26 protein-coding genes, 1 tRNA gene and 1 pseudogene are annotated in these 26,964 nt (G+C 64.5%); 19 read left to right on the top strand and 9 right to left on the bottom strand.

What is annotated here, in order from left to right; all coding sequences use genetic code 11:
- Positions 1–209 precede the first annotated feature (209 nt).
- Positions 210–458, top strand: coding sequence for a type II toxin-antitoxin system Phd/YefM family antitoxin (locus tag AC5Y4D_RS19570; protein ID WP_500037975.1), 249 nt, complete (start codon positions 210–212; stop codon positions 456–458).
- Positions 439–834 (top strand): PIN domain-containing protein, encoded by a 396-nt coding sequence (locus AC5Y4D_RS19565; RefSeq protein ID WP_500037974.1) that lies wholly within the window; start codon positions 439–441, stop codon positions 832–834. The genes AC5Y4D_RS19570 and AC5Y4D_RS19565 overlap by 20 nt, the downstream gene beginning before the upstream one ends.
- 490 nt (positions 835–1,324) lie before the next feature.
- On the opposite strand, the gene AC5Y4D_RS19560 is transcribed toward AC5Y4D_RS19565, so the two are convergent.
- Positions 1,325–3,904 (bottom strand): serine/threonine-protein kinase PknD, encoded by a 2,580-nt coding sequence (locus tag AC5Y4D_RS19560; RefSeq protein ID WP_500037973.1) that lies wholly within the window; start codon positions 3,902–3,904, stop codon positions 1,325–1,327.
- Between the two features lie 138 nt (positions 3,905–4,042).
- A complete protein-coding gene (locus tag AC5Y4D_RS19555) occupies positions 4,043–4,171 on the bottom strand; it encodes a hypothetical protein (RefSeq protein ID WP_500037972.1) in 129 nt (42 codons plus the stop codon).
- Between the two features lie 214 nt (positions 4,172–4,385).
- On the opposite strand from AC5Y4D_RS19555, the gene AC5Y4D_RS19550 reads away from it, so the two are divergent.
- A complete protein-coding gene (locus AC5Y4D_RS19550) occupies positions 4,386–5,150 on the top strand; it encodes an RsiV family protein (RefSeq protein ID WP_500037971.1) in 765 nt (254 codons plus the stop codon).
- 54 nt (positions 5,151–5,204) lie between these two features.
- Here AC5Y4D_RS19550 and AC5Y4D_RS19545 read toward each other — a convergent pair whose 3' ends face one another.
- The 3 genes from AC5Y4D_RS19545 to AC5Y4D_RS19535 all read right to left on the bottom strand — a co-directional run bounded on the left by AC5Y4D_RS19545 (position 5,205) and on the right by AC5Y4D_RS19535 (position 8,797).
- Entirely contained in the window at positions 5,205–6,050 is an 846-nt protein-coding gene (locus AC5Y4D_RS19545) for a CDP-diacylglycerol diphosphatase (RefSeq protein WP_500037970.1), read from the bottom strand.
- A gap of 88 nt (positions 6,051–6,138) precedes the next feature.
- Positions 6,139–8,055, bottom strand: a complete 1,917-nt coding sequence (gene asnB, locus AC5Y4D_RS19540; protein WP_500037969.1) for an asparagine synthase (glutamine-hydrolyzing) — start codon at positions 8,053–8,055, stop codon at positions 6,139–6,141.
- A 253-nt stretch (positions 8,056–8,308) separates the two neighbouring features.
- Positions 8,309–8,797, bottom strand: a complete 489-nt coding sequence (locus tag AC5Y4D_RS19535) for a glutathione peroxidase (RefSeq protein WP_500037968.1) — start codon at positions 8,795–8,797, stop codon at positions 8,309–8,311.
- Positions 8,798–8,885: 88 nt separating this feature from the next.
- Between AC5Y4D_RS19535 and AC5Y4D_RS19530 the strand changes: the two genes are divergently transcribed.
- On the top strand, positions 8,886–9,779 hold the full coding sequence (locus AC5Y4D_RS19530) for a TPM domain-containing protein (protein ID WP_500037967.1): 894 nt from the start codon (positions 8,886–8,888) through the stop codon (positions 9,777–9,779).
- A gap of 3 nt (positions 9,780–9,782) precedes the next feature.
- Here AC5Y4D_RS19530 and AC5Y4D_RS19525 read toward each other — a convergent pair whose 3' ends face one another.
- On the bottom strand, positions 9,783–11,024 hold the full coding sequence (locus tag AC5Y4D_RS19525; protein WP_500037966.1) for a putative hexosyltransferase: 1,242 nt from the start codon (positions 11,022–11,024) through the stop codon (positions 9,783–9,785).
- Between the two features lie 119 nt (positions 11,025–11,143).
- Between AC5Y4D_RS19525 and arr the strand changes: the two are divergent.
- Positions 11,144–11,579, top strand: a pseudogene (gene arr / locus AC5Y4D_RS19520) (NAD(+)--rifampin ADP-ribosyltransferase).
- Between the two features lie 221 nt (positions 11,580–11,800).
- Here the strand turns inward: arr and AC5Y4D_RS19515 are convergent.
- The gene (locus AC5Y4D_RS19515) at positions 11,801–12,223 is read right to left on the bottom strand and encodes a nitroreductase family deazaflavin-dependent oxidoreductase (protein ID WP_499992565.1); all 423 of its coding nucleotides are present in this window, start codon (positions 12,221–12,223) and stop codon (positions 11,801–11,803) included.
- A 66-nt stretch (positions 12,224–12,289) separates the two neighbouring features.
- Between AC5Y4D_RS19515 and AC5Y4D_RS19510 the strand changes: the two genes are divergently transcribed.
- Together AC5Y4D_RS19510 and AC5Y4D_RS19505 are read left to right on the top strand one after the other, a co-directional pair.
- Positions 12,290–12,835: a TetR/AcrR family transcriptional regulator gene (locus tag AC5Y4D_RS19510; protein WP_499992566.1), complete on the top strand. Its 546-nt coding sequence runs from the start codon at positions 12,290–12,292 to the stop codon at positions 12,833–12,835.
- Between the two features lie 91 nt (positions 12,836–12,926).
- Positions 12,927–13,757, top strand: coding sequence for an LLM class F420-dependent oxidoreductase (locus AC5Y4D_RS19505; RefSeq protein WP_499992567.1), 831 nt, complete (start codon positions 12,927–12,929; stop codon positions 13,755–13,757).
- A 94-nt stretch (positions 13,758–13,851) separates the two neighbouring features.
- On the opposite strand, the gene AC5Y4D_RS19500 is transcribed toward AC5Y4D_RS19505, so the two are convergent.
- A tRNA-Cys gene (locus AC5Y4D_RS19500) sits at positions 13,852–13,922 on the bottom strand.
- Positions 13,923–14,002: 80 nt separating this feature from the next.
- Between AC5Y4D_RS19500 and AC5Y4D_RS19495 the strand changes: the two genes are divergently transcribed.
- The 5 genes from AC5Y4D_RS19495 (at position 14,003) to AC5Y4D_RS19475 (ending at position 19,351) form a co-directional block, all read left to right on the top strand.
- Complete coding sequence (locus AC5Y4D_RS19495) at positions 14,003–14,581, top strand: hypothetical protein (protein ID WP_499992568.1); 579 nt, start codon at positions 14,003–14,005, stop codon at positions 14,579–14,581.
- 7 nt (positions 14,582–14,588) lie between these two features.
- Positions 14,589–16,361: a DUF6311 domain-containing protein gene (locus tag AC5Y4D_RS19490; protein WP_499992569.1), complete on the top strand. Its 1,773-nt coding sequence runs from the start codon at positions 14,589–14,591 to the stop codon at positions 16,359–16,361.
- Positions 16,362–16,371: 10 nt separating this feature from the next.
- On the top strand, positions 16,372–17,322 hold the full coding sequence (locus AC5Y4D_RS19485; protein ID WP_499992570.1) for an LLM class F420-dependent oxidoreductase: 951 nt from the start codon (positions 16,372–16,374) through the stop codon (positions 17,320–17,322).
- A gap of 144 nt (positions 17,323–17,466) precedes the next feature.
- Positions 17,467–17,982: an Rv1733c family protein gene (locus tag AC5Y4D_RS19480; RefSeq protein WP_499945829.1), complete on the top strand. Its 516-nt coding sequence runs from the start codon at positions 17,467–17,469 to the stop codon at positions 17,980–17,982.
- Positions 17,983–18,085: 103 nt separating this feature from the next.
- Positions 18,086–19,351, top strand: coding sequence for an NAD(P)/FAD-dependent oxidoreductase (locus AC5Y4D_RS19475; protein ID WP_499945830.1), 1,266 nt, complete (start codon positions 18,086–18,088; stop codon positions 19,349–19,351).
- A gap of 18 nt (positions 19,352–19,369) precedes the next feature.
- Here the strand turns inward: AC5Y4D_RS19475 and AC5Y4D_RS19470 are convergent, their stop codons facing one another.
- The gene (locus AC5Y4D_RS19470; protein ID WP_499945831.1) at positions 19,370–20,296 is read right to left on the bottom strand and encodes a LysR family transcriptional regulator; all 927 of its coding nucleotides are present in this window, start codon (positions 20,294–20,296) and stop codon (positions 19,370–19,372) included.
- Between the two features lie 92 nt (positions 20,297–20,388).
- On the opposite strand from AC5Y4D_RS19470, the gene AC5Y4D_RS19465 reads away from it, so the two are divergent.
- From AC5Y4D_RS19465 to AC5Y4D_RS19435, 7 genes are all read left to right on the top strand, one after another.
- Entirely contained in the window at positions 20,389–21,675 is a 1,287-nt protein-coding gene (locus AC5Y4D_RS19465; RefSeq protein WP_500037965.1) for an aromatic ring-hydroxylating oxygenase subunit alpha, read from the top strand.
- On the top strand, positions 21,672–21,995 hold the full coding sequence (locus tag AC5Y4D_RS19460) for a hypothetical protein (protein WP_499945833.1): 324 nt from the start codon (positions 21,672–21,674) through the stop codon (positions 21,993–21,995). The genes AC5Y4D_RS19465 and AC5Y4D_RS19460 overlap by 4 nt, the downstream gene beginning before the upstream one ends.
- A gap of 4 nt (positions 21,996–21,999) precedes the next feature.
- Positions 22,000–22,830, top strand: coding sequence for a TauD/TfdA dioxygenase family protein (locus AC5Y4D_RS19455; protein WP_499945834.1), 831 nt, complete (start codon positions 22,000–22,002; stop codon positions 22,828–22,830).
- A gap of 249 nt (positions 22,831–23,079) precedes the next feature.
- A complete protein-coding gene (locus AC5Y4D_RS19450; protein WP_500037964.1) occupies positions 23,080–25,647 on the top strand; it encodes a SpoIIE family protein phosphatase in 2,568 nt (855 codons plus the stop codon).
- Positions 25,647–25,973 carry an STAS domain-containing protein gene (locus AC5Y4D_RS19445; RefSeq protein ID WP_499945836.1) on the top strand — a complete coding sequence of 109 codons (327 nt, stop codon included), beginning with the start codon at positions 25,647–25,649 and terminating at the stop codon, positions 25,971–25,973. Before AC5Y4D_RS19450 ends, AC5Y4D_RS19445 begins: the two co-directional genes overlap by 1 nt.
- A gap of 32 nt (positions 25,974–26,005) precedes the next feature.
- Complete coding sequence (locus AC5Y4D_RS19440) at positions 26,006–26,698, top strand: GAP family protein (RefSeq protein WP_499945837.1); 693 nt, start codon at positions 26,006–26,008, stop codon at positions 26,696–26,698.
- A 45-nt stretch (positions 26,699–26,743) separates the two neighbouring features.
- A partial coding sequence (locus tag AC5Y4D_RS19435; RefSeq protein WP_499945838.1) for a DUF3072 domain-containing protein occupies positions 26,744–26,964 on the top strand: 221 nt, incomplete at its 3' end.

Raw genomic sequence — 26,964 nt, 5'->3', positions numbered from 1 at the left:
TGACTGGCATCGCGGACTCCATTCCAAAGGTGCGAGTACGCAGTACCGCCGGTACCGCTTGGTGCCCGAACGTACCTGGCGCGCGAACAGGCGGCAAGACTAGGAAACGGTGCCCGCCCTTACCCCACCCGGCAGGGGCGTGGGAGTTGGAGGGGGACTAAATGACCGGCCATGTAGATCATGATCTACATGGCCGGTACACTGCCACTGTGACAAATGTCGGGATGCGAGAACTGCGCCAAAATCCCGCTCCCGTTCTGCGTGAGGTTGAGAATGGCGCGGAGGTGACCGTGCTGGTCAACGGCCGCGCCGTCGCCCGGATCGTGCCACTCGAAACGCCAGCCTGGGTAACAGGAGAACAGGCCGGTCGCATCTACGGAACGGCTGTCGACGCCGGTTGGGAAACCGAACTGCGTGAGACCCGCGAAGAAGACATCGTTGACGACCCCTGGGTTTAAACGAGTCATCCTCGACACCAGCATCCTGGTAGCAACTGATGCCGACTTGTCAGGGCTGGTCTGCCAGATCAGCTCGGTGAGCTATGCGGAGCTTCACTTCGGCGTTCACGCCGCTCCGGACGACAATGCCAGGTTGAATCGTCAGCACCGGTTAACCATGATCCAGTCCGTCTATGGCCGTGGCATCGCCTTCACCGACAAGACCGCTCACCATTACGGCCTGCTGTGCGGACGCCTACGAGCCCAAGGCCGCAGTCCGCGCGGTCGCGCCATGGACGTCATGATCGCCGCCACCGCGCTGACCCTCGGCGTCGCGTTGGTCACTAGGAACACAATCGACGTCGAGGGGCTCGGTATCGAACTACTGCAGCGTTGACGCACGGCCTTGTGATGCCGCCGATTCCTGCCCGCTCGGGTGCGTCTCATCGATGCCGCTGGCACCGAACAGGGATCAACAGGTCACTTTCCTGTTCGAGCAGGCGACGTGACCGTCGTTGTTGACTCTCTGCACGTCGAGATAGCCGAAACCGTTGTTGTACAGGCGTTTCCAAGGGCGGGTTGGCCAGGGCGGAGGCCCGGTGCTCGGCAGATTCGATGTCGTTGTGCGGCGCCAACTTTCAGCGCTAATCGTCCGTCGCCGATGTTGGTGCTGCGGTTGGGATGCCGATTGATCGGCAACCCGCCAGCAGCCGTGTCGATGCCATCGCGTAGATGGTGGGCACGCTCGGTGATCCCCGGCATGCCATGACGAGTCGCAGTTCGCATCGGTTCGACCCTGCTGAGCGCGCTGGTGACGAACGGCTCGTCTTTGTGCGTTTGCACCCATTCGATCAACGTGGGAGACGCCATCACGAGGTGAAAAGCGATCAGCTCGGCGGCAGCTTCAGCACCCGATTGTTGCCGGCATCCGCCACGTAGACATTCCCGGCGGCATCGACAGCGACGCCTTGTGGATTGCGAAGACCGTTGAACGGCAACGTGATTGCCGTATTCGACTCCTTGATCAGCTTCAGGACCCGATTGCCGTGGCTGTCGGTCACGTACACGTTGCCGTCGGTGCCGACCGCCACCCAGTCCGGACGGCCGATCACGTAAGGCAGGACAGTGTCGACCGTCGCCGTCCGGGGCAGTTTCAGCACCCGCTCGTTCTCCCGATCGATGACGAAGACGGCGCGGTCCCCACTGACCGCCACGGCCGAGGGACCCGACAAGCCCGCAAACGGCAACTCAGTCTGCTTTCTTGAATGCACACCCAGGGCCAGCACCCGATTGTTGGTCGCGTCGGTGACCAGGACGGCGCGGTCGGCGCGCGGATCGCGCGAACTGACCGCCACACCCGTGGGCTCCCCGAGGTTGGTGAACGGCAGGATGACCGGGCTGGTCGACCCTGCCGTCAGCTCCAGCACTCGGTGCCGTGTCGGTTCGGTGACCACCAGGTCGCCCGCCTCGTCGACTGCTATGTCGTCGGGATGGTCCAGGCCGGCGATCGGTACCTCGGTCTGGCTGGTCGAGCCCCCCGTCACCTCGAGCACCCGGTTGTTGCCGCTGTCGACGACGAAGACGTCGCCCTTCGCATCGACCGCAAGGCCAGCGGGTCCGGCGAGACCGGTAAACGGCAGCTGGATCTGACCCCGCGCCTTCGAATGCAGCGGAAACTGCTTGAACCCGAAGAATGCGGCGACGGCGACGACAAAGACGGCCGCAGCGACGGCAAGGGCGCGGCGACGGTTGCGCCACGCGGCCCAGGGCAGCTGGGTTTCAGTTTTGACAGAGACGTTGGTGAGTGCCGCCCGGGCAGCCCCAGCCAGTTCGTTCGCGGTCTGGTAGCGCTCATCGAGTTCCTTGGCCATCCCGCGAGCGATGACCTCGTCGAAGCCGGCGGGTATCGCAGGGTCGAGGCTGCGAAGTGAGGGCGGCTCGTTGAACAGATGAGCGGCGGCCAATCCCTCCACGCCCCCACCAGAAAACGGCGCCCGCCCGGTCAGACATTCGAAGAGCACGCAGGCTAGGGAGTACACATCGCCGCGGGCATCGGCGATGGTCTCGAGCTTGAAGCGCTCGGGAGCCATATATGCCGGAGTTCCTGGATTGAGATTCGTGCGGGTCAAGCGTGTCCCAACTGCGGGCTGCACCAGTCCGAAGTCAATCAAGTACACGAAGTCATCGCCGACGCTCAGCAGGTTCGACGGCTTCACATCACGGTGCACGAGCCCCGCCTGGTGCGCTGCATCCAGTGCCGCAGCCGTCTGCTCGATGACCCGGACCGCCTTGAGGGGGCTCATTTGACCGTCGCGACGAAGCAATGTGTGTACATCGATGCCGTCGATGATCGGCATCACCAGGTACAGACGCCCGTCTATCTCGCCGGCGTCGTAGATCGGGATGATGTTCGGGCTAGCCAGTCGGCCCGCCGCCGAGGCTTCGCGACGGAATCGCTCCTCATAGCCGGGCTCGGTAGCCAGTTCCGGCCGCAGCACTTTGACGGCCACGTCGCGGTCCAGCACGGTGTCGTGGGCGCGATATACCGAGCCCATGCTGCCCTGACCGAGCAAGTCGAAAAGCCGATAGCGGCCGAACTCCACTCCGGTTGCGGGTTCCGCCGCTGCGGCGACGGGGGAGGCGAGCGCGTCTCTGGCCGCGAATGCTAGTTCGCGGACGGTGGGATAACGATCTTCGGGCTTCTTGGCCATGCCACGGGCAATAACGTCGTCAAATCCAGTCGGGATTGCGGGGTCGACGTCGGTGGGCTTGGGTGCCGAACCCTCCGAATGCGCGGTGACGAATTGCTCGAGGCTGTCGCCTGTCACGGCGTGCTGCCCGGTCAGGCACTCGTAGAGCACACAGGTCAGTGCGTAAGTGTCGCTGCTGGGTTCGGCGGGACCGGGACCGAAACGTTCCGGCGCCCGGTATGGCCAACTTTCGACCGCACCGTCGCCAGCGGCTTGGGTAGGACCGGCCACCCCGGCATCGAGCAGAAACACAATGTCGCCGACTACGAACAGGTTTGACGGCTTCACGTCGCCGTGAACCAGCCCGGAATCATGCAGAGCCGCCAAAGCCGCGGCGGCTTGCTCGACCAATCGCACCGCCGACCTCGGACTCATCGGCCCGTCGCGACCGAGCAAGCTCTGGGCATTGATGCCGTCGAGGATGGGCATCGACTGGTAGAGCCGTCCGTCGATGTCGCCGACCTCAAGGACCGGGATGATGTGCGGATTGTTCAGCCGCGCCGCGCTGGCGACCTCGTCCCGGAGCTGCTCGCGCCGCCCGGGCTCACTCGTCGATTCCGGGAGAAGTATCCGGATGGCCACGTCGCGATCCATCGTCGTGTCATAGGCCCGATAGACCGTGCCCGAGCCGCCCCAGGGCAGCGTCTCGAGCAGACGGTAGCGTCCGAAGACCTCGTCCGCCGCCTCCGCTCCCACCGAGCCTCCCTCCGAGCGCACGAACGGTGCCTGGATGCTACAACGCCTGCGTGCGGCGCCCGGGGGCTTTCGTCGGGTCGGTCTAAGTGCTCATGTGACGGTGCTACCTCGCGCCGATTGATGCGCCGGTCAACAGTTCCGGCGCTTCGCTTCGGGAGGCTAGATGCCCTCGACCCCGAATTTCGGCAATACCTCGACCAGCTGCTTGGCGTTGATGAGGTCTTGGATCCTGGCGTTGCCGAGGAAGTACCCGTCCGAAACCTTCTGTGGTGCAACAGGTGCTACCAACTCACTTCCTCGACCAGGAAGTCGGGCGCCGGTCTCGGGCCGTGACGGTGACGACGTCCGCGCACGCTATGACCGATGGATACGGCGCGACTTCGCCCAGACCCTCCGAACGGCTACCCTGAATAAGCGGTAGCTCCGTCTGCCCCTCGCAGCGATGCTGCACGCCAATCTCTCGTCCGCGGCGCCATGCCGCGTTGTTTGGAGGAATTCACACATGCGTCTGTTCAGCGTTGCCGTCATCACGGCTGCGGCAATCCTCGGTTCGTCTGCTGTGGCGGTGGCGGCGCCGAAGGATTACTGCGCCGACCTCAAGGGCAGCAATACCGGCGGCACGTGCGAGATCCAACTCTCCGACCCCGCATACAGCGTCGACATCAGCATCCCGATGGATTACCCCGACCAGCAGCCGATCGCCGATTTCATCTCCCAGACGCGCGACGCGTTTGTCAACGCGGCCAAGTCGGGTGGGACCCAAAGTAAACCCTCTGAGCTGCGGATCAAGCCCACGGAGTACAACTCGGCAATTCCGCCGCGCGGAACGCAGACGGTGGTGTTCAAGGTGTACCGGAACGTCGGCGCGCAGCCGCAGACGACGTTCAAGTCGTTCAACTGGGACCAGACCTATCGCAAGGAAATCGTCTACACCGCCGCATCGGACGACAAGAAGCACACGCCGTTGTGGCGGGTCGATGATCCGCTGCGAGTCGTAGCGCCCGTCGTCCAGGCTGAGCTGGCAAAGCAACAGGCGCCGACTCCGGCCGGGACGCCCACGCCGTCGCCGCAACCGGGACAGCCGGTCACGAGCACGCCACCACCGGCGTCACCGGTGGCGCAGACTGCGCTGTACAACCCTGCCAATTACCAGAATTTCGCGGTGGTCAACGACGGGGTGATCTTCTTCTTCGACCAGGGCACGTTGCTGCCCGACGCCACGCAGGTGCTGGTGCCTCGGTCCGCGATCGACCCAATGCTGGCCTGAGACCCACTGCGGCACAGCGTATTTCGCCGCACGAAGGTTTACCTGCCGCTCGAGTCAACTCCGCGAGATCAGGTCTTCGATCGCTTGGGTGCCCCAGTCGTTGCCCAGGCGCAGTTCAGGGTTGTGCTCCGGCTCTCCGGGGTCAGGTTTGCCTTGCGTGGCAAGTATGTAGAAGCCCTTGCTGGGCGCAGCGGAAACGACCGCTATCGACTGCTGGAACATGTCGTTCTGCGCGATGTGTTCCTTCACCAGCTTGAAGACATTCGTGTCGAGATCGTTGACCCGCACGATCCGGTAGACGTGGCCCGTCACGGAAAACATGCTCGTGTTCCACTTCGACAGATCCGTCGGGATCCCCTTGAGGCCGTTCAGCTGCGTTCTGGCGTGTTGCTGAAAACCGGTGAGGTGAATGTGCAGTTGATCTTGCTTGCGACCGTGAAACGAGTTGATTCCCAACATGACGTCGACGCCCTGGAACCGTTTGGTCGCCTCATCCCAGGCCGGCTTCCACAGATTGAATGCCTTGGGCCCCCAGATTTCTGGGCATTCGACTCCCGTCACGCGAGCCCTCGGTATCGCCAGCAGGTCGTGCTTGCCCTGGCCACCGTCTTTGAGCGCCCATGATTCGTTGACGAAGATGTTGGGCGACGGATTTGCTGGGGGAGGAGCGTGGTCCTTGACGGCTCTCCACAGTTCGAGTCTGGGACCGGTGTCGTTCGGGGACCCGCAGTTGTCGGGTGGGTGGAACCCAGGGTCGGCTTGGGCCGACCACAGTGCTGTCCCAGGAGCGCGCAAGCCCGAACCCATCAGCCCGGTGATGGCGAGGACAGCTACGCCCACTAGGACTGACGTGACGAGCAAAGTCCTCTTGCCGATGCCTGCACCGCGTGAATGCACCATCTACGACTCCCTGATCAGCAGGATCACCGACCTAGCAATATAGCTGCGCGGAAGGCCAGGCGCGCTGGACCGTTTGCGGGAGATCAACTCACGTCATCGAAAACAGGTCCTGCATCACGATCACGCTGGCAACCCGCTGCAGCCCACCTTCCACCGCGATGCGCTGATCGTCGGGTGACTCGAGCAGTTCGTCGAGCGCCGTCGAGACCCGGTCCATGTCATAGATCGGCTGATCCTTCGCCGCTTGCGAGGCAAAGGTGTCCCGGTAGAAGACCAGCATCGGGTCGTTCGGGTCGCGCGTCGGGGGTGTGGTGAACGGATGCTTCTGCCGGTCATACACCTCGGGTATCAACACGTCCTTCGCCGCCTCACGCAGGACATGCTTTTCGCGGTTGCCTCTGACTTTCAGGTTCACTGGCACACGAGCCGCCGCCTCGGCCACCCGATGGTCCAGGAACGGCACGCGGCCTTCGATGGAGTGAGCCATCTCCATCCGATCGGCGAGGTAATTCAGAATGAAGTTCGGCAGTACCGTCTTGGCGTTGATGTAGAGCATCTGGTTCAGGTGGTCACGATCGGCGACGCGTTGCGCGATCGGCAGACGATCCAGCGCCGAGATCAGCGGCTGAAACTCCCGCACCGAAGTCGGGAGGTCGTCGCGTAGCAGCGGCGCCACGCTATTGGTCTGCGCCGCACCGACATTGAGTGTCGCAGGTAGCCAGCCGAGCCTTCGCTCCACGGCCTGCATCTCCGGACTGCTGACTTGATCCGGCATCATCAGCGCCCGAGTCGCAGCATTGGCGCCCAGCATCTCGTCGAGCAACGCCAGTCGCTCGTCCGCGCTCAACGTCGCGTCGTTGTTCAGCGCGTCGACCCGGTAGTACGGGTACCCGCCGAGCATCTCGTCGGCGCCCTCGCCGGTGAACACCACCTTGATGCCTGCGGCCCGGACGGCACGACTGAGGAGGTATTTGGCAACCCCGTGGCCGTTGAACATCTGCGTTTCGGCGTGCCAGACCGCATCGGCGAACGACTCGGCAATCTCGCGTCCGGTGATCGGTATCGGGTGATACGTCGCGCCGACGCGCTTGGCCTGCGCTTCAGCAACGCTGGCCTCGTCATAGAGCGGGTTCTCGAAGGTGAGCGTGAACGCGCGAATCGGCCGACTCGTTTCCTGCTGTGCGAGTCCCAGCACGGCACAGGAGTCGATGCCGCCACTCAGATACGAAGCGACCTCCACGTCGGCGACCAGCCGTTGCCGCACCGCATCCTGCAGGGCTTGACGAAAGTCGCCGACGATTTCGGCTTCGCTGCGGGTGTCCGCGCGCATCTGATCAGCGGTCGGGATCTCCCAATCCCAGTACGGGTAGATGCGAACATCGCCATCTCGGGCGATCGCGTAACAACCCGGCGGCACGGTACTGATTCCGGCGAATTCGGTTTTCTCGTGCGATCTTCCGAACCCTCCGGTGGCGCCCTCGAGATCCCACCTGGCCGGTACGCCCAGCGCCACCAACGCCTTGATCTCCGAGGCGAAGTACACATCGCCGCCCACCACCGCGTAGTAGAGCGGCTTGACTCCGAAACGATCGCGGATCGCATACATCGCGCGTTGCCGTTCGTCGGCGATGATGACTGCGAACTCGCCGCGTAAGGACGTCGCGGCCTGGATGCCCTGTTCGGCATAGAGGTGCAGCGCGATCTCGCTGTCGCTTTCGGTGGAGAAGCGATAGCCGCTGGCGCGAAGACGCTCGCGGATCTCGCGGTACCCGTAGAACTCGCCGTTCACCACCAGATGCACGAGACCATCCGGGCTCGTCATGGGTTGAGTCCCGTTGCGCAGACCGATGATCGACAACCGCGTGTGCCCGAGCGTCCACTGCTCGTCCCGCGATGTCCAGGTGCCGTATCCGTCCGGACCGCGATGTTCCAAGAGCTTGAGCGCCGCATCCCGCCGATCGCTCGAAAGGCCACGGCGTGTCATCGCGGCGAATATCCCGCACATCCTCGTGCCCTCCTCACATGGCGTGGTCGTGACGCACCGACCTGCGAGTCGGCACCGAACCCCGCCTTTGGAGCCTAGCCCCGTCCCGGTAGCGAACGCAGGACTCTCGCGCACTTGGCCCGATTGACGTCAAAGGCGCTGCCTCTCAACCTCTTTGAGGACGCTCAGACAGAGTGCTGTCCACTTCGCGCGCCCGGGTCCTCGGTCGGGGTCGCCCAGGTGCCCACCCGGCGGCTTACCCGATAGAGGGAAGTCACCGGGGCAGCACGGCCTCGATGGCGCTGATGACCTCCGGCGCGTCTGGCTCGGTCCGTGGCCGAAACCGATTCACCACCGCACCGTCCGGCGCCAGGAGGAACTTCTCGAAGTTCCACTGGATGTCGCCGGCTTTCCCGTCGGAGTCGGCGGCCTTGGTGAGTTCGGCGTAGAGCGGATGACGGTCGTCGCCGTTGACGTCGGTCTTCTCCAGCAGCGGGAACGTCACCCCGTAGGTCGACGAGCAGAACGTCTGGATCTCTTCGGCGGTGCCCGGTTCCTGACCCATGAACTGGTTGCATGGGACGCCGACGACCGTCAACCCCCGCCCGCGATAGTCCTTGGCCAACTTCTCCAACGCCGCATACTGCGGAGTGAGTCCGCACTTGGAGGCGACGTTCACCACAAGCGTTGCGCCGCCGGACAATTCAGCTAACGTGGCCGGTTTGCCGTCGAGGGTTGTCAGTGCGATGTCGTTGATGGTCACGCGATGACGCTAACACCGTCCCCCTGACCCAGACACGGGTCGCCGCGGTGGCACATCCGACGATCTGACGGCGGACTAGATTGCCCTCATGCGCATTGTTCGCCTGTTCGGTGTAGTACTGACAATCCTTGCGGCAGCCTTGCTGCTGATGAGCCCGGCCGGCGCTCAACCACCGTCCAAGCTCACCGATCACGTCACTGATGGCACCGGGGCATTGACGGGATCCGACCGGGCGGCGGTCAGCGCGGCCGTCGACCGGCTCTACCGCGATCGGCACATCCAACTGTGGGTGGTCTACGTCGACAACTTCAACAGGTTCAAACCGGAGAACTGGGCCGATCGAACGCGCGAAGCCAGCGGGATGGGTGACCACGACGCGCTGTTGGCTGTAGCCACCAACACCAAGCTGTACACGTTCACCGTGCCGCCGAAAGCCCTTACCGCCGACGAGTTGAACAGTCTGCAACGCAACGACATCGACCCGAAGGTGGCCGCCAGAGACTGGAGCGGTGCGGCGCTCGCCGCGGCCGACGGATTGAGCAAATCGGCGAGTCCCGCACAACGGACGTGGCTGCGGCCGGCGATCATCGTCATCGTCGTCGCGATCGTGCTCCTGGCGCTGTTGCTCCTCTATCGGCGACGTCGACGACGCAGGGCGCCGGCCGACGCGGGCCCGGTCGCTACCGACGGGCGGGGTTACTCGTTGGCGCAGGCTTTGTCCACCGCGGACTCCAGAGTGCGCCAGGTCTCCGATTACGTGGCGAAGTACCGCGACCGCATCGGCGCCGGCGCGCTCGCTCGATCCGAGGAGGCCCGAAGGCATCTGGCGGCCGCGCACGACAAACAAGCAAGCAATGAGCAAGAGGCCATCGCCTATGCCAACCGCGCCTCGACGCTGGCCGCGCAGGCGCAGGAGCAGGCAAACTCTGACGTGCTCAAGGCCAGTGCCCCACGACGTCGTCGGAACAGCACCGCCAGATAGGGCTTACCCGGCGAAATCCTTGGTCACGAACAGCATGTGGATTATCACCGTCTGCGCGGCGAGCATCGCGAGGCCGATACCCATGACCAAGACTCTCGCTCTGCGGAACTCGGCGTAGAGCAGTGCAAGCGCCACGTAGACACTCAGGCACGGCAATGCGTATCGGTGCACCGCCACAAAACTGCTGTTGATGGTGAAGAAGACGATCGAACACAGTCCGAAGATGCCGAGGGGAATGCCGGCGCCTCGATGCCGGAACAGTAGGTAGAGTGACGACCCGAAAATCGCCGCGAGGCAAATAAGCGGGATCGCGAAATTCACGGTGATGTTGTTGTCGAAACTGCGGATGCCGAGGATCGCTTGAGTCGTTTCGTGTATGGCTCTGCAAATCGAATAGAGGAAATTCGGCTCGAAATTAAGATAGTTCCAGGCATTGGTGTAGGCGTGGAACATCGCGAAGAAATCGTGGCGATAAATTGCGAGATATACGCCGTACAGCAAGAACCCGACGGGGGCCAAGCCGAAATAAGCGAGGTTGCGGTTGCACGCTGTTTTGATGTTCCAGTTGTAGGCCCGCAGGTATTCCAGTCCGCACAGGCCGAAGAAGAGTACGGAAGGCAGGCGTGTCGCGGTGAGGAACGCCAGCGTGAGCGCCATGAACAACCATTGCCGGCGCAGGGCGAACGCGTACGCCCAGAACCCGAGTGCGACGAAAATCGCTTCGGTATAGAACAGGTGCATGAAGACAGCGGCCGGCGCTGCGAGAAACAGTCCGACGGTGATGTGCCGAGTGCTACGAATTCCCAACTCCCGGGTGATCGTCAGCAGGGCGGCGATGGCCAAGCCAAGACAGGCGGTATTCAGCAGCAGGCCCAACTGGGGGTAGGGAATGCTATGAAAAGTAGTGACGCCCAGTGCGCCGAGAGTCAGGGGAAAGAGCGGATAGAAGGCGGGTGACTCGGCGCTGCGGAGGTAGCGCTCGTTCACGATGTTCAGATACCACTTCGCATCCCACAGCATCGTGTGATCCAAGAATCCCGACTGATTGGAGAAAAGGGTTGCGCCCAGGATGGTCATTACTGCTTGCCATAGCAGGGCGCATATCATCGCGATTCGCAGATCGGAATTCGTGATCGAGTTCGACCACCGAGCTGTCGCCGGTGTGGTGGGGGGCCGATCGGCCGGTGCTGCATCAGGGGACGATTCAACCGTTGCAGCAACAGGCTCGTCGAGCTTCTGTCGCACATTCCCTCCTAAGCGCCGGCCGTCCTACCCTTTACCCACTTCGAGGTCGTGACGAATCAGGAGTCCCGGCAAGACGCGGCTACACTGCTGTTCGCGAGAACCCCCGTGACACCTCGAGGATGGTTGTGACTCCCGCGCCGAAACCTTTCGAAGTTCATCCGTCGGGTGCGCTGCTGCACGGCACCAAAGGCGGAGCTTGCCGTGGGCGATCTGTTGGTGCCGGGGCGCCGGTCGAATTACGACGCCGACCGCCTGTCGAATCACGTTTACCTGACCCGGACCCTCGATGCAGCGGTGTGGGGAGCCGAGCTGGCGCAGGGCGACGGCCGCGGCCGGGTCTACATCGTCGAACCGGAAGGTGTGCTGGAGGACGACCCGAACGTGGCGGACAAGAAGCTGCCCGGTAACCCCACCCACTCCTTCCGCACGCGGGAGCCGGTGAGAATAGTCGGCGAGCTCACGGACTGGGAGGGGCATTCCCCCGAACAACTCCAAGCCATGCGGGACGGGTTGGCCGACTTGCAGCGGCGGGGACTTGCCGTCATCTACGACTGAATACGTTGCGCGCCAACGGTTTCCGAATCGACTCGACGAACCGAACGAGGCGTCGCTACCGTGTTGGGAGAATTCGGGCTTTCAGCTTTGCGGGGGAATCCTCGGCGGGATTCTGTCGATTTTCCCACCACGGGCTCACGCCGAAAGCCGTCACTTCGCCTCCAAAACCAAGGATTCACAACGAGATTCGCCCCAGACGCCGTGTCCCGGCGCGGCACGTCCTAATCGGCGAAATCAATTCGCACCGACACCGGTGTCGTCTCCAGCGTCTTGACCACCTTCGCGCCCAATCGCCCGAATTTGCGGCCCCGTGCGACGACGTCGTCGTCAGGTCTTATCGTCGCGACCCCATTGCGCCACTGGTTGCCCTGCCGCACACGGACATTGGGATTGTCGACGATGTTGCGCCCCCAGCCCGAGCGGGTGCCGTGCTGACTGATGACCCACGCGCCGGTGCCGTCGAACTGCACGGACACCGGAACGCGACGCGCCAGACCGGTTTTGCGCCCAACGGTCTCCAACTCGGTGGCCAGCGCGGTACGCAATCCCAGTTTGCCCATTCCTCGCACGACCGGATTGAGCACATAGCGTCCGATCGCGCGTTCCCGGCGGAATTTTCGCAACGTCTTGTCGCTGTTGGTCATGGCGATCTCCCTGTGTATACCGATCGGTCTACCGAACCATAGTAGACCAATCGGTATACTGCAACCATGACCGCCCGTGAGCGCTTGATCGGTAGCGCCATTGATCTGCTGCGCCGCAAGGGCGTGGCTGGAGCCGGGCTGGCTGAACTCCTCGAGCACAGCGGCACCGCGCGCCGCTCGCTCTACGTGAATTTTCCGGGCGGGAAGTCCGAGTTGATGACCGAGGCCACCCGCACGGCGGGTCAACTCTTCGACACGACGCTGGCGGGCACCGGACGCGAGTCGTTGGCCGCGTTCGTCGAGTCCTGGAAGGAGTCGCTGCGTTCCAGCGACTTCAGCGCCGGGTGCCCGATCGTCGCCGCCGCCCTCGGACGTTCGGAGTCACCATCGGCCGCAGACGCCGCCGGCGAGGCGTTTTCGGCGTGGCAGACCATGATCGCCGGACGCCTGCGGGCCGACGGAGCGGCCGACGACAAGGCCGAAGCACTGGCCACCACCGTGGTGGCCGCCGTCGAGGGCGCGGTGATCCTCTGCCTCGCTGCACGTTCCACCGAGCCACTCGACCGCACGGTGAACATGCTCTACGGGCTGATCGACCAGCACGTTAGCTGAATCCAACTGCGCCGCAACAAATCCGACGTGAGGGGAATATTCGGCCGTGATTGGTTGTCGAGGTCTGGGAAGCCGACAGACAGGGACAGCCATGAAGTTCGGGATCGCCACGTTCGTCAACGACGACAGCATCGACACGGTGTCACTGGCCCGCGGTATCGAAGAACGCGGATTCGAGTCCCTGGTGGTCGCCGAGCACACGCACATCCCGGCCAGCCGGGAAACGCCGTATCCGCTCGGCGGTGAGCTGCCGTCGATCTACTACCGCACCTTGGACCCGTTCGTGACGCTCGCGGCAGCCGCGGCGGTCACGTCGAAGATCGAGCTGTTCACCGGTATCGCGTTGCTCATCCAGCGCGACCCGATCACCACCGCCAAGGAAGCCGCCAGCATCGATCTGATCTCTGACGGCCGATTCGTGTTCGGCGTGGGCGCGGGCTGGAATCTCGAGGAGATGCGCGACCACGGCACCGACCCGAAGACGCGCGGTGCCCTGCTGGACGAACGGATCGAGGCCATCAAAGCGCTGTGGACCGACGAACCCGCCGAATACCACGGCAAATACGTGGACTTCCCGCCGTCGTACAGCCGCCCGAAACCGGTACGCAAACCCCATCCGCCGATCTTCATCGGTGGCGACTCCGACGCGACCGTCAAGCGGATCGTCCGGCATGAGGCGGGCTGGATATCGAATCCGTTTCCCATCGACCACATCGGCCGCCGCGTCGAGCAACTGCGCGAGGCCGCCAACCACGATGTCCCGCTGGCGATGTTCGGCGCGCCCTCCGATCTCGACTACTGGCGCGCCGCCGAGGAATTAGGGTTCGAGCAACTCGCGCTGCTGCTGCCCACCAAGCCGCGGGACGATTCGCTGCGGCTGCTCGACAAGTACGCGGAGTCGGTAGCCCGCTACCGCGCCTGAGCGCGCCGCCCAGCCCCCCGCGAGCAGACGCGAAAGCCCCCATTTCGTGCCGAAATGAGGGGCTTTTGCGTCTGCTCGCGGGGAAAGCGTGCGGGGCGAGTGACGGGATTCGAACCCGTGTATACGGCTTTGCAGGCCGCTGCCTAGCCGCTCAGCCACACCCGCACGAACCACCACCGTGCCAGCACCGGGCGTCTGGGCCCAGACTTTGACTCGGCCGAATCATATTGGCCTAATCTCGCCGCATGAACCGGGTGATCCGCCGCCAGCTGAACATCTACGACTTCCGCGCCTGGCAGGGCTGGGCCGCGTTCCTGCTGGACCACACCTGGGGGGCGATGGGCACCGTCCTGGGCTACGGGCTGCAACTCGTCAACGAGCTCATGCCGAACTCCGGTTACGACCCCACCCTCAGTCAGCGGGCGGGTGCCCACGTCTACCGTGGCGGCGTCGGGCTGCCGGGCTTCGTCACCACGCTGGGCAACGTCACGACCAGCCTCGGCGCCGGGCCGGGCACCGAGAGCCTGATGGCCGACCACGAATCGGTGCATGTCTGGCAGAGCAGGATCTTCGGCCCGCTGTTCCCGATCACTTACGTCGGCTGGATGGTCGGCGGCGTCGTCGTCGGCACGGGCTACTGGGTGTTCCACCGCGAGCAGAACTGGTACCGCCTGGTCGAAACCGTGGCCTACTACGACAACCCGTGGGAGGTGTGGGCCTACGCCAACCACCGCAACTGGCCGCCGGTGAACGCGAACCCGACGTTGCTGTGGCCGCGTCGGGGTTGCGTCGAACGGCCCAACCGAAAGTCGCGTCCCCGATAATCGGCGCGTGACAGCAAGGCCGGTTGAGCGCGGATGGCGCAGCGGACGGGCACTCAGCGCGTTCGTCGTCTATCTCGTCGGCGCCGTCGCGCTCACCTTCCGTGCCTGGACAGGACCGAGATCGGGATGGGCCGGGAACTGCTGCGATCAGCACCAGACGATCTGGTTTCTGGGCTGGCCACCCCACGCGCTGGCTAACGGGCTCGATCCGTTCTTCACGACCCAGATCAATGCGCCCGATGGCGTGAACCTGATGTGGAACACCCCGATGACGCTCCTGGGGCTGCTGGGCTGGCTGCCGGCCAAACTCGGCGGTCCGATCTTCGGGTTCAACGTCCTGATGGTCCTGGGCATCGCCCTCAGTGGTTTCACCGCGTGGATCGCGATCCGCCGCTGGACCGGCGATGGCGCTGGTCCCCTGGTCGGTGGTGCGGTCTACGCCTTTTCGCCCTACGTCGCCTCACACGCGGCTCTGCACCTGAACCTGGCCACCTCCTGGGTCCCGCCCCTCTTCCTGCTCGTCATCGACGAACTCTTGGTAACCCGGCGGCGGCCACCGTGGCAGTCGGGGCTGGCGCTGGGAGCCCTGAGCGCCGTGCAACTCCTCATCACCGAAGAGGTGTTAGCCACCAGCGCCGTAGCGGCCGCAGTGTTGGTGGGCGTGATGGCGTTGGCGCGTCGCGACGGCCGAGTCTGGTCGCGGTGTCGCGCCGGAGCCGCCCGGCTCGCTCCGGCGCTAGGGCTCGCAGCTCTCACCTTCCTGCTGCTCACGGCCGGGCCGCTCGTCGCCCAGTTTTTCGGACCGCAGCGCATCCACGGACCGGTCCAACATCCCGAGACGTTCTCGACCGATCTGCTCAACCTCGTCGTTCCGACGCCTTACCAACTGCTTGCCCCGGACGTGGCGACGCACATGTCCCACCAGTTCACCGGTCTCTATCACGAGGCGACGGGTTACCTGGGCCTGCCGCTGCTGGTCCTGCTGGCATGGGTGGCAGCACGCCAGTGGAACGACCTTCGGGTGCGCGTCGCGAGCGTCACCGGGGCGCTGCTGATGGTGCTGTCACTCGGTCCCTGGCTGCACGTGGGCCACGAAAGGCTGCCCGTGCCGCTGCCGTGGCTGCCGCTGGGCGAGCTACCGCTCCTCAAACACGTTCTGCCGGGGCGCTTTACAGCTTTCGTATGGCTGGCCGTCGCCGTGATCGTCGCGATCGTCATCACCCGGGCGACTCGCCCGCAACCGCGACCGGCGCTCCGGTGGCTGCTGGCCGTCGCCGCGGCACTCGTCGTGATCGTGCCCGCTCCGCTGCAGCGGCAGCCGTTCCATACCCCGTTATTCTTCCGCACGTGGGCGAGCCACAACATTCGTCGCGACGAAACAGTCCTCGTCGCACCGTATTTCGTCAACGGTGACCAGGCAGCCCCGATGGTCTGGGCGGCGGAGGCCGACTACGGGCTGCGGATGCCGGAGGCATACGCGTACCTGCCCCAACCGGACGGCCGGACCATCACCGGACCGTGGGCCACGCGGCTTTTCACGATCATGCGCACGATCCAGGAGGACAAGACCTCGTTCCGGGCCAGAGGAGAGGTGCGTGCGCAGGTCACCGCGAATCTGCGGTTCGCCGACATTCGCCACGTGATCGTCGGGCCGATGCCGGCATGGACTGAAATGATTGCGTTCTTCGCCGACCTCTTCGGTCGGGCGCCAGAATTCGTCGACGAGATCGCGATCTGGCGCGACATCAACGTCCGAGGCGTCGTGGCCGCACCCCGATAGGAGAAAGCCCATGCGAATCGGACTGATGGTCGGATCCGACAAAGAGCGTTCGCGCGCCGAGCGCCTGCCCGGGTTGTTGGAGGACGCGAAAGCCGCTGAAGCAGCGGGCTTCAGCTCATTTTGGATGCCGCAAGTTCCTGGCTATCTGGATGCGCTGACCGCTGTCGCCTTGATCGGGCAGGTGACCGAGCGCATCGAACTCGGGACCGCGGTGGTACCGATCCAGACCCGTCACCCGCTGATCATGGCCCAGCAGGCTTTGACGACGAGCATTGCCTGCGGCGGCCGGTTCACCCTGGGCCTGGGCCCTTCGCATCACTGGATCATCAGCGACCAACTGGGGCTTCCCTATGACAGGCCGGCCCGTCTGGTGCGCGACTACCTCGAGGTGTTGGCGGCGTCATTTTCCGGCCCCGGACCCGTGCGGGTCACGAACGAGACGTATGACGTCAACGGCTCGATCGATGTCGCCGATGCGGCCGAGATGACGGTATTGCTTGCCGCGCTTGGGCCCACCATGCTGCGGCTTGCCGGCGAGCGGGCCGGCGGCACCATTTTGTGGATGGCCGACGAGCGTGCGATAGGGGATTACGTCGTCCCGCGGCTCACCGCGGCCGCCGCCGGCCGGTCGGACCCACGAGTGGTCGCAGGCGTTCCAGTGGCACTCTGCTCGAACAGCCAGGCCGACCAGGCCCGCGCGGATGCGAGCGAAATCCTCGGCCATGCGGACTTCTCGCCGAACTATGTCCGCCTGCTGGAACGAGGAGACGCACAGGACGTCGGCGACACCATGGCGGCCGGTGACGAATCGGCCGTCTTGGCGCGGCTTCGCAGCTACCGGGATGCCGGTGTCACGGACCTGGCCGCACGAATCGTGCCGCTGGGCGAGGACCCGGTGGTCCGGATGAAGTCACGGTCCCGGACCCAACAGTTCCTCGCGTCCATCTGCACCGACCTCTAGCAAGTGGTCCCGACGCCCGGACAGCGTTGTGTGACGCCGACAACGGCCCACCGCGCCGTTGTCCGGTTCGGGCAAACCCGTTGCGCCCTTTGCGCGCCACAATGAGCGAAGTATCAACGCTGCCCGCCCCGATAGGAATCGTCGATGACTACCCCGCGTCGCCTTCGTCGACCGACACCCATGCTGATTTGGGCTGTGCTGATCATCCTGGTGGGGTTGCCGATCGCCGTCGCCGTCGGCATCGCAGTCCACGACTCTCGCAGCAACTTCTACGCCCAGCACGCCCAGACCAGCCAGCAGGTGACGGCGGTAGTAGCCGGCGACGACGCCGTCTACCAGCCGCTGGCCGACCCCAGGACGGTCAGCGTGCCTGCCCGCTGGTTTGCGGCCGGAACCGAGCACGCCGGTGCGGTAACGGCACCCCGAGGCGCGAAAGTCGGTGATCTCGTTGACATCCGGGTGGATGCAGCGGGATACCACATCGGTCAGCCGTCCCGATCCGCACTCGACGAATCCGTGGCAGCGGCCGTGTCCACCTGGTTGAGTTTGAGCATTGTCACCGCTGTGCTCGTGGCCGCCAGCCGATCGGCGCTCAGGCGCATCCCGGAGACCAGCGGTCGCGGTATCGGCCACCCGGTCGCGCGTCCCCGACTGGCGTAGCAGCACAGCAACAAGCACCGCTGTTCGTCCGATAACGGTAAGCGCGGCGGCTCGAATTCACTTCCACGATCGCGATCAGTGACACCAACTAGGGAGGTACGTAATGGATTACGTCGAACGGTTTGACGGAGGACCGCGCTCGGCGATCGTCGTCGGCGCGGGCATTGTCGGATTGTCGACGGCGTGGTTCCTCCAGGAGCGCGGAGTCGACGTCACCGTGGTGGATCGTGTCGAGCCCGGAGCCGGGGCGTCGCGCGGCAACGCCGGCTGGGTGGCACCGGGGCTGGTCCTTCCGTTGAATTCGCCTGCAGTGCTGCGGTATGGGTTGCGTTCCCTGCTCGACACCAAAGCACCGCTGCACATTCCGCTGACCCGGGACATCGGATTGGCGCTCTTCCTGCTCCGATTCGCGGCGAACTGCCGGCCATCGTCCTACCGACGCGCGCTGGATGCCAACGTCATCCTCAACGAGGACTGCATCGAGGCTTTCGACGTGCTGATCAGCAACGGCGTCGACGCGCCGGTGACCGATGCGCCCATCACCGCCGTGTTCGAGACCTCCGCCCAGGCGCAGCGCTTGCTGACAGAGCTACGCGAGCTCGAAAAGGCCGGGCAGGCAATGGATATCACCCCGCTCTCGGGGGCCGCGCTGCACGATGCGGTGCCGCTGGCCGGCCGCGCGGCCACGAGCGGCCTGAACATCAACGGACAGCGCTTCATCGATCCGCACCGATTCGTCACGGCCCTGGGGCGCGCGGTGACCGAACGCGGAGCAACGTTGTGCCGACGGGACATTGCCGGGATCGGCCGCCGGGGCGGCCACGTCGTGGTCGAGTCGGAGCGCGACGAGCCGCTGGCAGCCGAGGCAGTAGTTGTCGCCACCGGCGCGCTGCTGTCCCGATTGGCGGGCAACGGGTTGCGTGTCCCGGTGCGTGCCGGTCGCGGCTATTCGTTCACGGTGCCGGTGGAACGTCCGATGCCAGGTCCCATCTATCTGCCCGACGTACGGGTGGCGTGCACGCCCTACCGAGGCGCGATGCGTGTTTCGGGAACCATGGAATTCCGTGGCCCGCACGAACCCGTCATGCCCGCACGGGTGAACGCCATCGTGGCCTCTGCCGACCCATTGCTGGACGGAGTGCGCTGGGAGGACCGCAGCGATGTCTGGGTCGGCTCGCGCCCGGTCACCCCCGACGGTCGGCCCCTGATCGGTGAGGTGTCACCCGGGGTCTTCGTGGCCGGCGGCCACGGCATGTGGGGCCTCACGCACGGGCCGGTGACCGGACGGCTGTTGGCCGAACACATCACCACCGGCAAGCAACCGCAAGCGCTTCGCGACTTCGATCCCGTACGCAGGGTAGGCCGCTGACCCGTTGCAACGTGGTGTTCACAGATCTCGGCTTTTGGCGATGTTCTCCACGATGATCTGGCAGGCGGTGTCGTAAAAGGCGCTGATCAACGTGGAAAACGAGAGCTCGAAAGGATAGATCATGTGTACCGCCAGTGGTTCGAGCGTCCATTCGGGCAGGATCGGCACGATGGTGCCTGCGCGCAGTTCCGCGGTGCAGATGATCTGCGTGGGCATGACGCCCACACCGAGGTCCTGCAAGATGTACTGCTTGCACACCTGAAAGTTGTTGGCGCGGGCGCGTACCGGCGGTGACAGCTCGTATCGCCGATGGTGCCGGGCGAGGGCGAGTCTGCGGGGTCCGCCGAAGCCGAAGTCGATGAACGGCACGTCGTCGAGTTGCGCCGGTTCGCTGAGGGGATGGCTCAGCTGCGCGACGAAATCCCTTGAGGCGCACAGGAACAGCTGCAGATCGAACACCTTCCGTGCAATGAGCGTCGAATCCTGCAGCGGACCGGGACCGAATACCACGTCGAAACCGTCTTTGACCGGGTCGACCATGTTGTCGACCAATCGAATGTCCAACCGCGACTGCGGATAGCGCTGCAGGAACGTGGCTCCGACCCGCGATGCATAGTCGATGCCGACGAATACCGGTATCGCGACCCGCAACTCGCCCTGGGGTTCCTGCCTGCTCGCTTCGACCAGTGCACGTACCGCGTTGGCTTCGGCCAAGATGCTCGTCGCGTGGGTATAGATCTGTTCACCGACGTCGGTGACGGTGAGTTGGTGCGTGTTCTTGCGCAGCAGCTTGATGCCCAGATCGGACTCCAGCCTGGTCAACTTCCGGCTGACCGTGGACTTGGGCATGCCGAGCAGCCGCGCGGCCTTCGACAGGCTGCGGCTTTCGACGACCTTGCCGAATATCAGCAGGGCATCGACGTCGAATGTGAGGTGCTGTTCCATGGGGAGTGTTCCAATCATGCAACAGGCAGTTGCGTTTTTGCGGCTGTTTCGACGGAATCCGCAGCTGTTACCGTCGGCGCGAGGAGGGGCCCATGAGTCACCACAGCCCAGTGACCAAACCCGCAAGCGGCCATTGGACCGACGCTTACCCAGAACTCGGCCGCGGCCCGGTATCGCTCGAAGACTGCGTGTCCGAAGAGTTCTACGAAAAAGAGCGCGAGCACGTCTTCAAGAAGACGTGGCTTTATGTAGGCCGGGTCGAACGGGTTCCGCGCTCGGGTAGTTATTTCACCCGCGAACTGAAGGTGTTGAACACCTCGATCATCGTCGTGCGCGGCAAGGACGGGGTGATCCGGGCTTTCCACAACATCTGCCCGCACCGGGGCAACAAGATGTTGTGGGAGGACGACCCGTTCAAGGAAGTGTCGGGCCGGGCGCCGTTGCTGTACTGCCGATTTCACGGCTGGCGCTACAAGCTGGACGGCTCGCTGCATTCGCCGACCCGCAAGGATCTGCTACTGGATTTCGACGCCGACAGCTGCCGGGTGCCGGCGGTGCAGTGCGAGGTGTGGGAGGGTTTCATCTTCATCAACCTCGACCCGCACAACACCGAGCCGCTGCGTTCGTACCTCGGTGAGCTCGCCCATGGCATCAAGGGTTATCCGTTCCAGGGCCCGCACCAGGTCTACAAGTTCTCCGCCGAACTGCAGTGCAACTGGAAGATATTCGTGGACAGCTTCGCAGAGAGTTACCACGGGCCCTACCTGCACGCGACGTCGTTCGGCAGCGTGACCGCGGAGGCCAGAGACGCACTGGACAAACCGAATCCGTTCACCGACGCCCTGGCCTATCAGCTCAGCGGCCCGCACCGGATGTTCTCGTTCTCCGGCGAGCCGTCGCGAAAGACGGAGTACTCCAAGCCCATCGAGTGCGTCATGGAGGCAAGCGCGGCGGGACCGTGGAACAAGAAACTCGATCGGGGCCCGATGCCCCCGGGCATCAATCCCACGAGGTCGGAGAAGTACGGTTTCGACTCCTTCCAGTTTTTCCCCAACTTCGTGATCATCTTCGGTTCATCAGGTTTCAGCACCCATGCGCACTGGCCGACTGGCCCACACTCGCACCTGTTCGAAGTCGAGATGTTCTATCAGCCGCCCAAGACGCACAAGGAGCGGCTCGGCCAGGAACTGACCGTGACCTATCTCAACGACATCATCTTGGAAGACGCCAGTCCCTCCGAGGGGCTGCAGGCGATGCTCAACAGCGGTGTCCTCAAACAATTCACGATGAACGACGAGGAGATCCTGTTGCGGCACCTGCACAAGGTGGTCGGCGACTACGTCGAGGCCGGTGCGAAGGCGAAGGCAGGTCAGCGATGAATGCCGTTCTGCCGGAGGAATTCTCGCATCTCGAGCACCTGGTGCCCCAGTGGGCGATCGAGGACGGCCACGAGCGCTACGTCAAGCGCGTCAACAGTTCCATGGATCAGATCCGCGCGTTCTACAACGAGGTGTTTCCGCACGCCGAGGAAGCGGTCGCCTATATCGACAAATTCGACTACGCCGAACCGCTGCCCGACGACGTCGCGAATCTGCGCAATCTGCTCTACTCGTTGATCACCGTCTCGCTGGCAGTCGAGCTGTGGCAGCAGCCACGGGTAAAGCATTCGGCCAACACCATTCTCACGAGAATGAGCTGAGGCCATGAGCCTGGGCTCCGCACAGCTGGAAATCATCGACCTCACACCGAACATCGGCAGCGAAATACGAACCGACCTCGACACGCTGCGCAGCGGTCTGGCGGCCGGTTCGATCCGCGAGATCCTCGAGCGCCGGGGGGTGGTGTTCTTCCGTGGGCTCGATATCGGCGACGAGCAGCAAGTTGCCATCGCCCAGACGCTGGGCACCGTCGTGGCGAACGAAGGCGAGGGAGGCATCAACAAGATTTCCCTCGACGAAAAGGTGAACCAGCGCGCCAGATATCTGAAGGGCTCGATGTTCTGGCACTTCGACGGTTCCCTGCAGCCGTTGCCGAACCTGGCCACCCTGCTGCGGGCGGTACGGCTGTCCGACACCGGTGGACAGACCGAATTCTGCAACACCTACCGGGCCTACGAGGACCTCCCCGAAGACGAAAAGCTGCGAATAGCGGAATTGCGGGTCGTGCACAGTGCGGAGCGCTCCCAGTACTACGTCAGCCCGGAGATGAGTTACGCCGAGGTCGAGTTCTGGCAGAAGTCACCCACCAAGGCGTGCCCGCTGGTGTGGACCCACCAATCCGGCCGTAAGTCGCTGCTGTTGGGGGCGACGTCCGATTATGTCGTCGGGCTGCCGGTCGAGGAAAGTCGCGCTTTGCTTGCCCGCCTTCGGGATTGGGCCACCCAGCCCCAGTACGTCTACCAACATCAGTGGCAGCCGGGTGATCTGCTCATCTGGGACAACACCGGAACCATGCACCGGGTGCTGCCCTATGCCGAAGACAGCGGTCGACTGATGCACCGAACCATCCTGGCGGGCGAAGAGCCGCTGCAGTGAAGCTGGGCATCGCCTACCGGGACGTCGACCCGGACGCCGCGGTCATCTCGTCCTCGTCAGCAGTGGGCGGCTGGGACCGCATGCCGGCTCACGTCTGAGTTCGTCGGAATTGCCGGTTCCGCGCGGTCGAGGAACCGACCCGGCGCAGAGCTTCGTGCGGGAAGCGATCGCATCGTTAAAAGGACACGGCGCCGAACTGCGATGACCCAAGCGCCAAAAAGCCAGGCCCCGAGGATTAGGTTTGATCCCATGAGCAAGGACCGCGGTGAATCCGCGTTCACCTGGCTAGGGCGGCGCGACCTGGTGAGCCAAATGCACGAACAGCTCGACGAGCTGGTGGCAGCGCGCGACCAGATGGAGCAACTGGTACGGGTCATCGTCGAGATCGGCTCGGATCTGGACCTGAATGTGACGCTGAATCGCGTCGTCAAGGCGGCGATGGAGTTGACCGGCGCCCGGTACGGGGCGCTGGTGATCCGCGCCGCGGAGGGCAACCCGGTTTCGTTTGTCCGCGCAGGTATCGGCGATGCCACCGCGCGACGCCTCGGCGACCTGCCGGTCGGTGATGGTGTCCGCCTCGACGACCTGAGTGCGCAGTCACCGGTGATCGAACTGGGCCCCCAGGACCCGCCGCTGCACGCGCTGCTGGCGGTACCGATCACGGTCCGGGCAGAGGACTTCGGCAGCCTTTACCTAGCCGACGACCGGCCGGGGCGAGTGTTCACCGATGCCCATGAAGGCACCGTGTGGGCGCTGGCCACGGCTGCCGCGGCCGCCATCGACAATGCCCGACTCTACGAGCGCGAACGCGAATCGGCGAAATGGACGAAGGCCAGCCGCGAGATCACCACCGCGCTGCTCTCCGGTGACCCGCAGACCGGACCGCTGCAGCTCATCGTGAACCGAGCGCTGGAGTTGGCCGACGCCGAGCAAGCGATCCTGCTGGTTCCCGGGGAGCCCGATCTGCCCGCCGCTGAGGTGGACACCCTGATCGTCGCGGCCACCGCGGGCCGGTACGCCTCGGAGGTCATCGGTCGCCAGGTTCCGATGGAAGGCTCTACGACCGGCGGGGTCGCGCGCCGCGGCCTGCCGCTGATCACCGATTCCTTCGCATACCCGATCGAAGGTTTCACCGACGTCGGTGAACGCCCGGCGATCGTGATGCCGCTCATCGCCCAAGACGCCGTACTGGGTGTGATCGCTGTTGCGCGTCACCCGCAGCAGCAACAGTTCAGCGACGATTACCTCGAACTGGTCAGTGACTTCGCCCGCCACGCGGCTATCGCCCTGGCGCTGGCGGCAGGCCGCGAGCACGCCCTCAACCAGGAATTGGCCCAAGCAGACACCGTCGATGACGCGCTACAGGCCGCCGCTGAGGAGCTTCGTCGGCAATGGCGGGCGCGCCGCGTCCTGGCCGTCACCTTCCCGACGGGCAGTTCTCCCTTGGAGAACGGGTACACACCGCAGATCGTGTCGGTCGGTGAGTCCGTGCGCTGGGCCGATTTACCGTCTCGCACAAGACAACTCGTCAGCGCGTTGCGCGAAGGCGACCTTCTCACACCTAACATCACCGAGCCCGGCACGGCCGGTATCGCGCTGCAACATCCCGAGGGCGTGCTTGTGGTGTGGATCGATCTGGCCGAGCAACGGCCGTTCACCCTGGAGGATCAGACCTTGCTGACGGTGCTGGCCGGCCGTCTCGGACAGGGCCTGCAACGGGTGTACCAAGTCGACCAGCAACGTGAAACGGCTCTCGCGCTCCAACACGCGATTCTCGGGCCCGCTGATCTACCGGGCGGGTTCGCGGTGCGCTATCAGGCAGCCAGCCGGCCTCTGCAGGTCGGCGGGGACTGGTATGACGTCATCGAGTTGGAGGACGGCCGGATTGCGATGGTGGTCGGCGACTGCGTGGGCCACGACCTCGCCGCGGCCACCGTCATGGGCCAGGTCCGAAGCGCCTGCCGGGCGCTGCTGTTCGAAAATCCCAGTCCCGCAGCGGCGTTGAGCGGGATGGACCGTTTCGCCTCGCGACTGGCCGGGGCCCAGTGCACGACTGCCGTCTGCGCGGTGCTCAACCCCGAAACCGGCGAGCTGGTGTATTCCAGCGCCGGACATCCGCCTCCCATCCTGGTCCGGTCCGACGGCACCGCGCAGGTACTGACCGACGGTCACACCATCGCGTTGGGGGTACGGCGCGACTGGAACCGTCCCGAAGCCCGGGTGACCATGCCGGCGCGCTCCACGCTGGTGCTTTACACCGACGGGCTGGTGGAGCGGCGCCGCACACCCCTGGAGCAAGGCATCGCAAAAGTCGCCGAGGTGACGGGGGACGCTCGCGCCGACCCCCTGGACGAGTTGGCGAACGAGATCATGTCCGGTGTCGCGCCCCAGGGGGGCTACCAGGATGACGTTGTACTGCTGCTGCATCGCCATCCTGGCCCACTGGAGTTGAAGTTCCCGCCCGACGCCAGTCATCTAGCACCGACCCGCACGGCTTTGCGTACCTGGTTGACCCGAGCCCGAATGCGACCGGACCAGACCATGAACGTGCTCATCGCCGCCGGGGAAGCCGTGTCCAACGCCATCGAGCACGGGCATCGCAACAATTTGCACGGTTCGATCTGCGTGGACGCGGTCGCGCTGGGCGACGAGGTGCAGTTGACGATCACCGACACGGGGACGTGGAAGCCACCTGAGCCGTCTACCAAATCTCAGCGCGGACGCGGTATCACCTTGATGCGGCGACTCATGCACGACGTGACCATCGACACCGACAACGCCGGAACCACTGTCCGCCTATCCGCGAGGATCGCCTGATGCCCACATTGCTCACCCTTGAGACGGCGCGTTCCGACGACGGCAAACTGGTGCTGCTCGCGGCGGGGGAGATCGATCTGAGCAACATCGACGCCTTCAATCAAGCCCTGAACACCGCAAGCGCCGAAGCGGAGACTGCGGGCGGAAGGTTCACCGTAGACCTCAGCGCCGTGGAATATCTGGACAGCGCGGCGATCAACGCGTTGTTCGCGCACGCCGACCATATTCAGCTCGTCTCCCACCCCCTGCTGGTGTCCGCTCTCACCATGAGCGGCCTGGCCGAACTGGTCAGCATCGAAACCGCGCCCGAGGCCGAAGTCGGCTGACCAGCCCCCGGCTGAGCTCGTCGAACTCTGCTATGTGGCTGACAATCCTGGTGATGGCCTTGGCCGTCAGCCTCGAACCGTTCCGGATCGGCATGTCGCTGCTGATGCTCAACAGGCCTCGGCCGGCGTTGCAGTTGCTCGCATTCCTGCTCGGGGGTTTCGCGATGGGGATCACGGTGGGCCTGGTCGTGATTTTCGTCTTGCGACGACGGCTGGTCGCGTCCGGCCACGTCACGTTGCCCAACGTTCAGGTACTCATCGGTGCATTGGCCCTGGCTGCCGGCATAGTGCTGGGTGTCACCGTCGCCTTGCGCCGCCGCGCCGACTCGACCCGACGGACGGCCGACACCCTCGTTCGCGAGGCGGTCCTCGCCAAGTTGCCGGCGCGGGTGCGCCGAGTGCTGGGCGGTCACTCGCTATGGATCGCGACGGTGGCCGGTCTGGGAATCGCGTTGCCCTCGGTGGATTACCTGGCCGCTCTGGCGGTGATCCTGGCTTCGGGCGCGCCGGCGATGACCCAGGTCGCGGCGTTGCTGTTGTTCAATGTGACCGCGTTCGCCGTGGTCGAGGTCTCGTTGATCGCTTGCCTGCTGGCTCCGGACGCCACCCAGCGGTCGCTGACCGCGCTGAACAGCTGGGTCGCCGCACGCCGTCGACTCGAAGTCGCCGCTCTGCTCGTGGTGGTCGGCTGCGTGCTGGTGGTAGCCGGCCTGACGGGGCGTTGACATCTGAGATGTTTCGAACACGTGTGCGACGGATATCCGACGGGGATGAGTAACGCGAACGACGACAACCGACAAGCGCCGCAAGAGAACCCCGAGAAGGACACGTCCGAGTGGGTCACCGGAGACGAACCGATGACGGGTGCGCAACGCAGCTACCTGGACACGCTGGCCCGGGAGGCCGGGCGTGAGGTCCCCGACGATCTCACCAAGGCGAACGCGTCGGACCTGATCGAAGAGTTGCAGCAGCAAACGGGACGAGGCGCCCG

It is taken from the genome of Mycobacterium sp. NGS67 (assembly GCF_059812185.1).
This window is presented reverse-complemented; position numbering and strand designations above follow the sequence as displayed.

What these genes read in the sequence shown, in the direction of transcription:
- AC5Y4D_RS19530 (WP_500037967.1), top strand. Translation starts at nt 8,886, where the DNA reads ATGCGCATTGTTCGCCTGTTCGGTGTAGTACTGACAATCCTTGCGGCA.
- AC5Y4D_RS19545 (WP_500037970.1), bottom strand. Translation starts at nt 6,050, where the DNA reads ATGGTGCATTCACGCGGTGCAGGCATCGGCAAGAGGACTTTGCTCGTC.
- AC5Y4D_RS19505 (WP_499992567.1), top strand. Translation starts at nt 12,927, where the DNA reads ATGAAGTTCGGGATCGCCACGTTCGTCAACGACGACAGCATCGACACG.
- AC5Y4D_RS19480 (WP_499945829.1), top strand. Translation starts at nt 17,467, where the DNA reads ATGACTACCCCGCGTCGCCTTCGTCGACCGACACCCATGCTGATTTGG.
- AC5Y4D_RS19485 (WP_499992570.1), top strand. Translation starts at nt 16,372, where the DNA reads ATGCGAATCGGACTGATGGTCGGATCCGACAAAGAGCGTTCGCGCGCC.
- AC5Y4D_RS19550 (WP_500037971.1), top strand. Translation starts at nt 4,386, where the DNA reads ATGCGTCTGTTCAGCGTTGCCGTCATCACGGCTGCGGCAATCCTCGGT.
- AC5Y4D_RS19450 (WP_500037964.1), top strand. Translation starts at nt 23,080, where the DNA reads ATGAGCAAGGACCGCGGTGAATCCGCGTTCACCTGGCTAGGGCGGCGC.
- AC5Y4D_RS19465 (WP_500037965.1), top strand. Translation starts at nt 20,389, where the DNA reads ATGAGTCACCACAGCCCAGTGACCAAACCCGCAAGCGGCCATTGGACC.
- asnB (WP_500037969.1), bottom strand. Translation starts at nt 8,055, where the DNA reads ATGTGCGGGATATTCGCCGCGATGACACGCCGTGGCCTTTCGAGCGAT.
- AC5Y4D_RS19475 (WP_499945830.1), top strand. Translation starts at nt 18,086, where the DNA reads ATGGATTACGTCGAACGGTTTGACGGAGGACCGCGCTCGGCGATCGTC.
- AC5Y4D_RS19510 (WP_499992566.1), top strand. Translation starts at nt 12,290, where the DNA reads ATGACCGCCCGTGAGCGCTTGATCGGTAGCGCCATTGATCTGCTGCGC.
- AC5Y4D_RS19470 (WP_499945831.1), bottom strand. Translation starts at nt 20,296, where the DNA reads ATGGAACAGCACCTCACATTCGACGTCGATGCCCTGCTGATATTCGGC.
- AC5Y4D_RS19495 (WP_499992568.1), top strand. Translation starts at nt 14,003, where the DNA reads ATGAACCGGGTGATCCGCCGCCAGCTGAACATCTACGACTTCCGCGCC.
- AC5Y4D_RS19445 (WP_499945836.1), top strand. Translation starts at nt 25,647, where the DNA reads ATGCCCACATTGCTCACCCTTGAGACGGCGCGTTCCGACGACGGCAAA.
- AC5Y4D_RS19515 (WP_499992565.1), bottom strand. Translation starts at nt 12,223, where the DNA reads ATGACCAACAGCGACAAGACGTTGCGAAAATTCCGCCGGGAACGCGCG.
- AC5Y4D_RS19460 (WP_499945833.1), top strand. Translation starts at nt 21,672, where the DNA reads ATGAATGCCGTTCTGCCGGAGGAATTCTCGCATCTCGAGCACCTGGTG.
- AC5Y4D_RS19455 (WP_499945834.1), top strand. Translation starts at nt 22,000, where the DNA reads ATGAGCCTGGGCTCCGCACAGCTGGAAATCATCGACCTCACACCGAAC.
- AC5Y4D_RS19440 (WP_499945837.1), top strand. Translation starts at nt 26,006, where the DNA reads ATGTGGCTGACAATCCTGGTGATGGCCTTGGCCGTCAGCCTCGAACCG.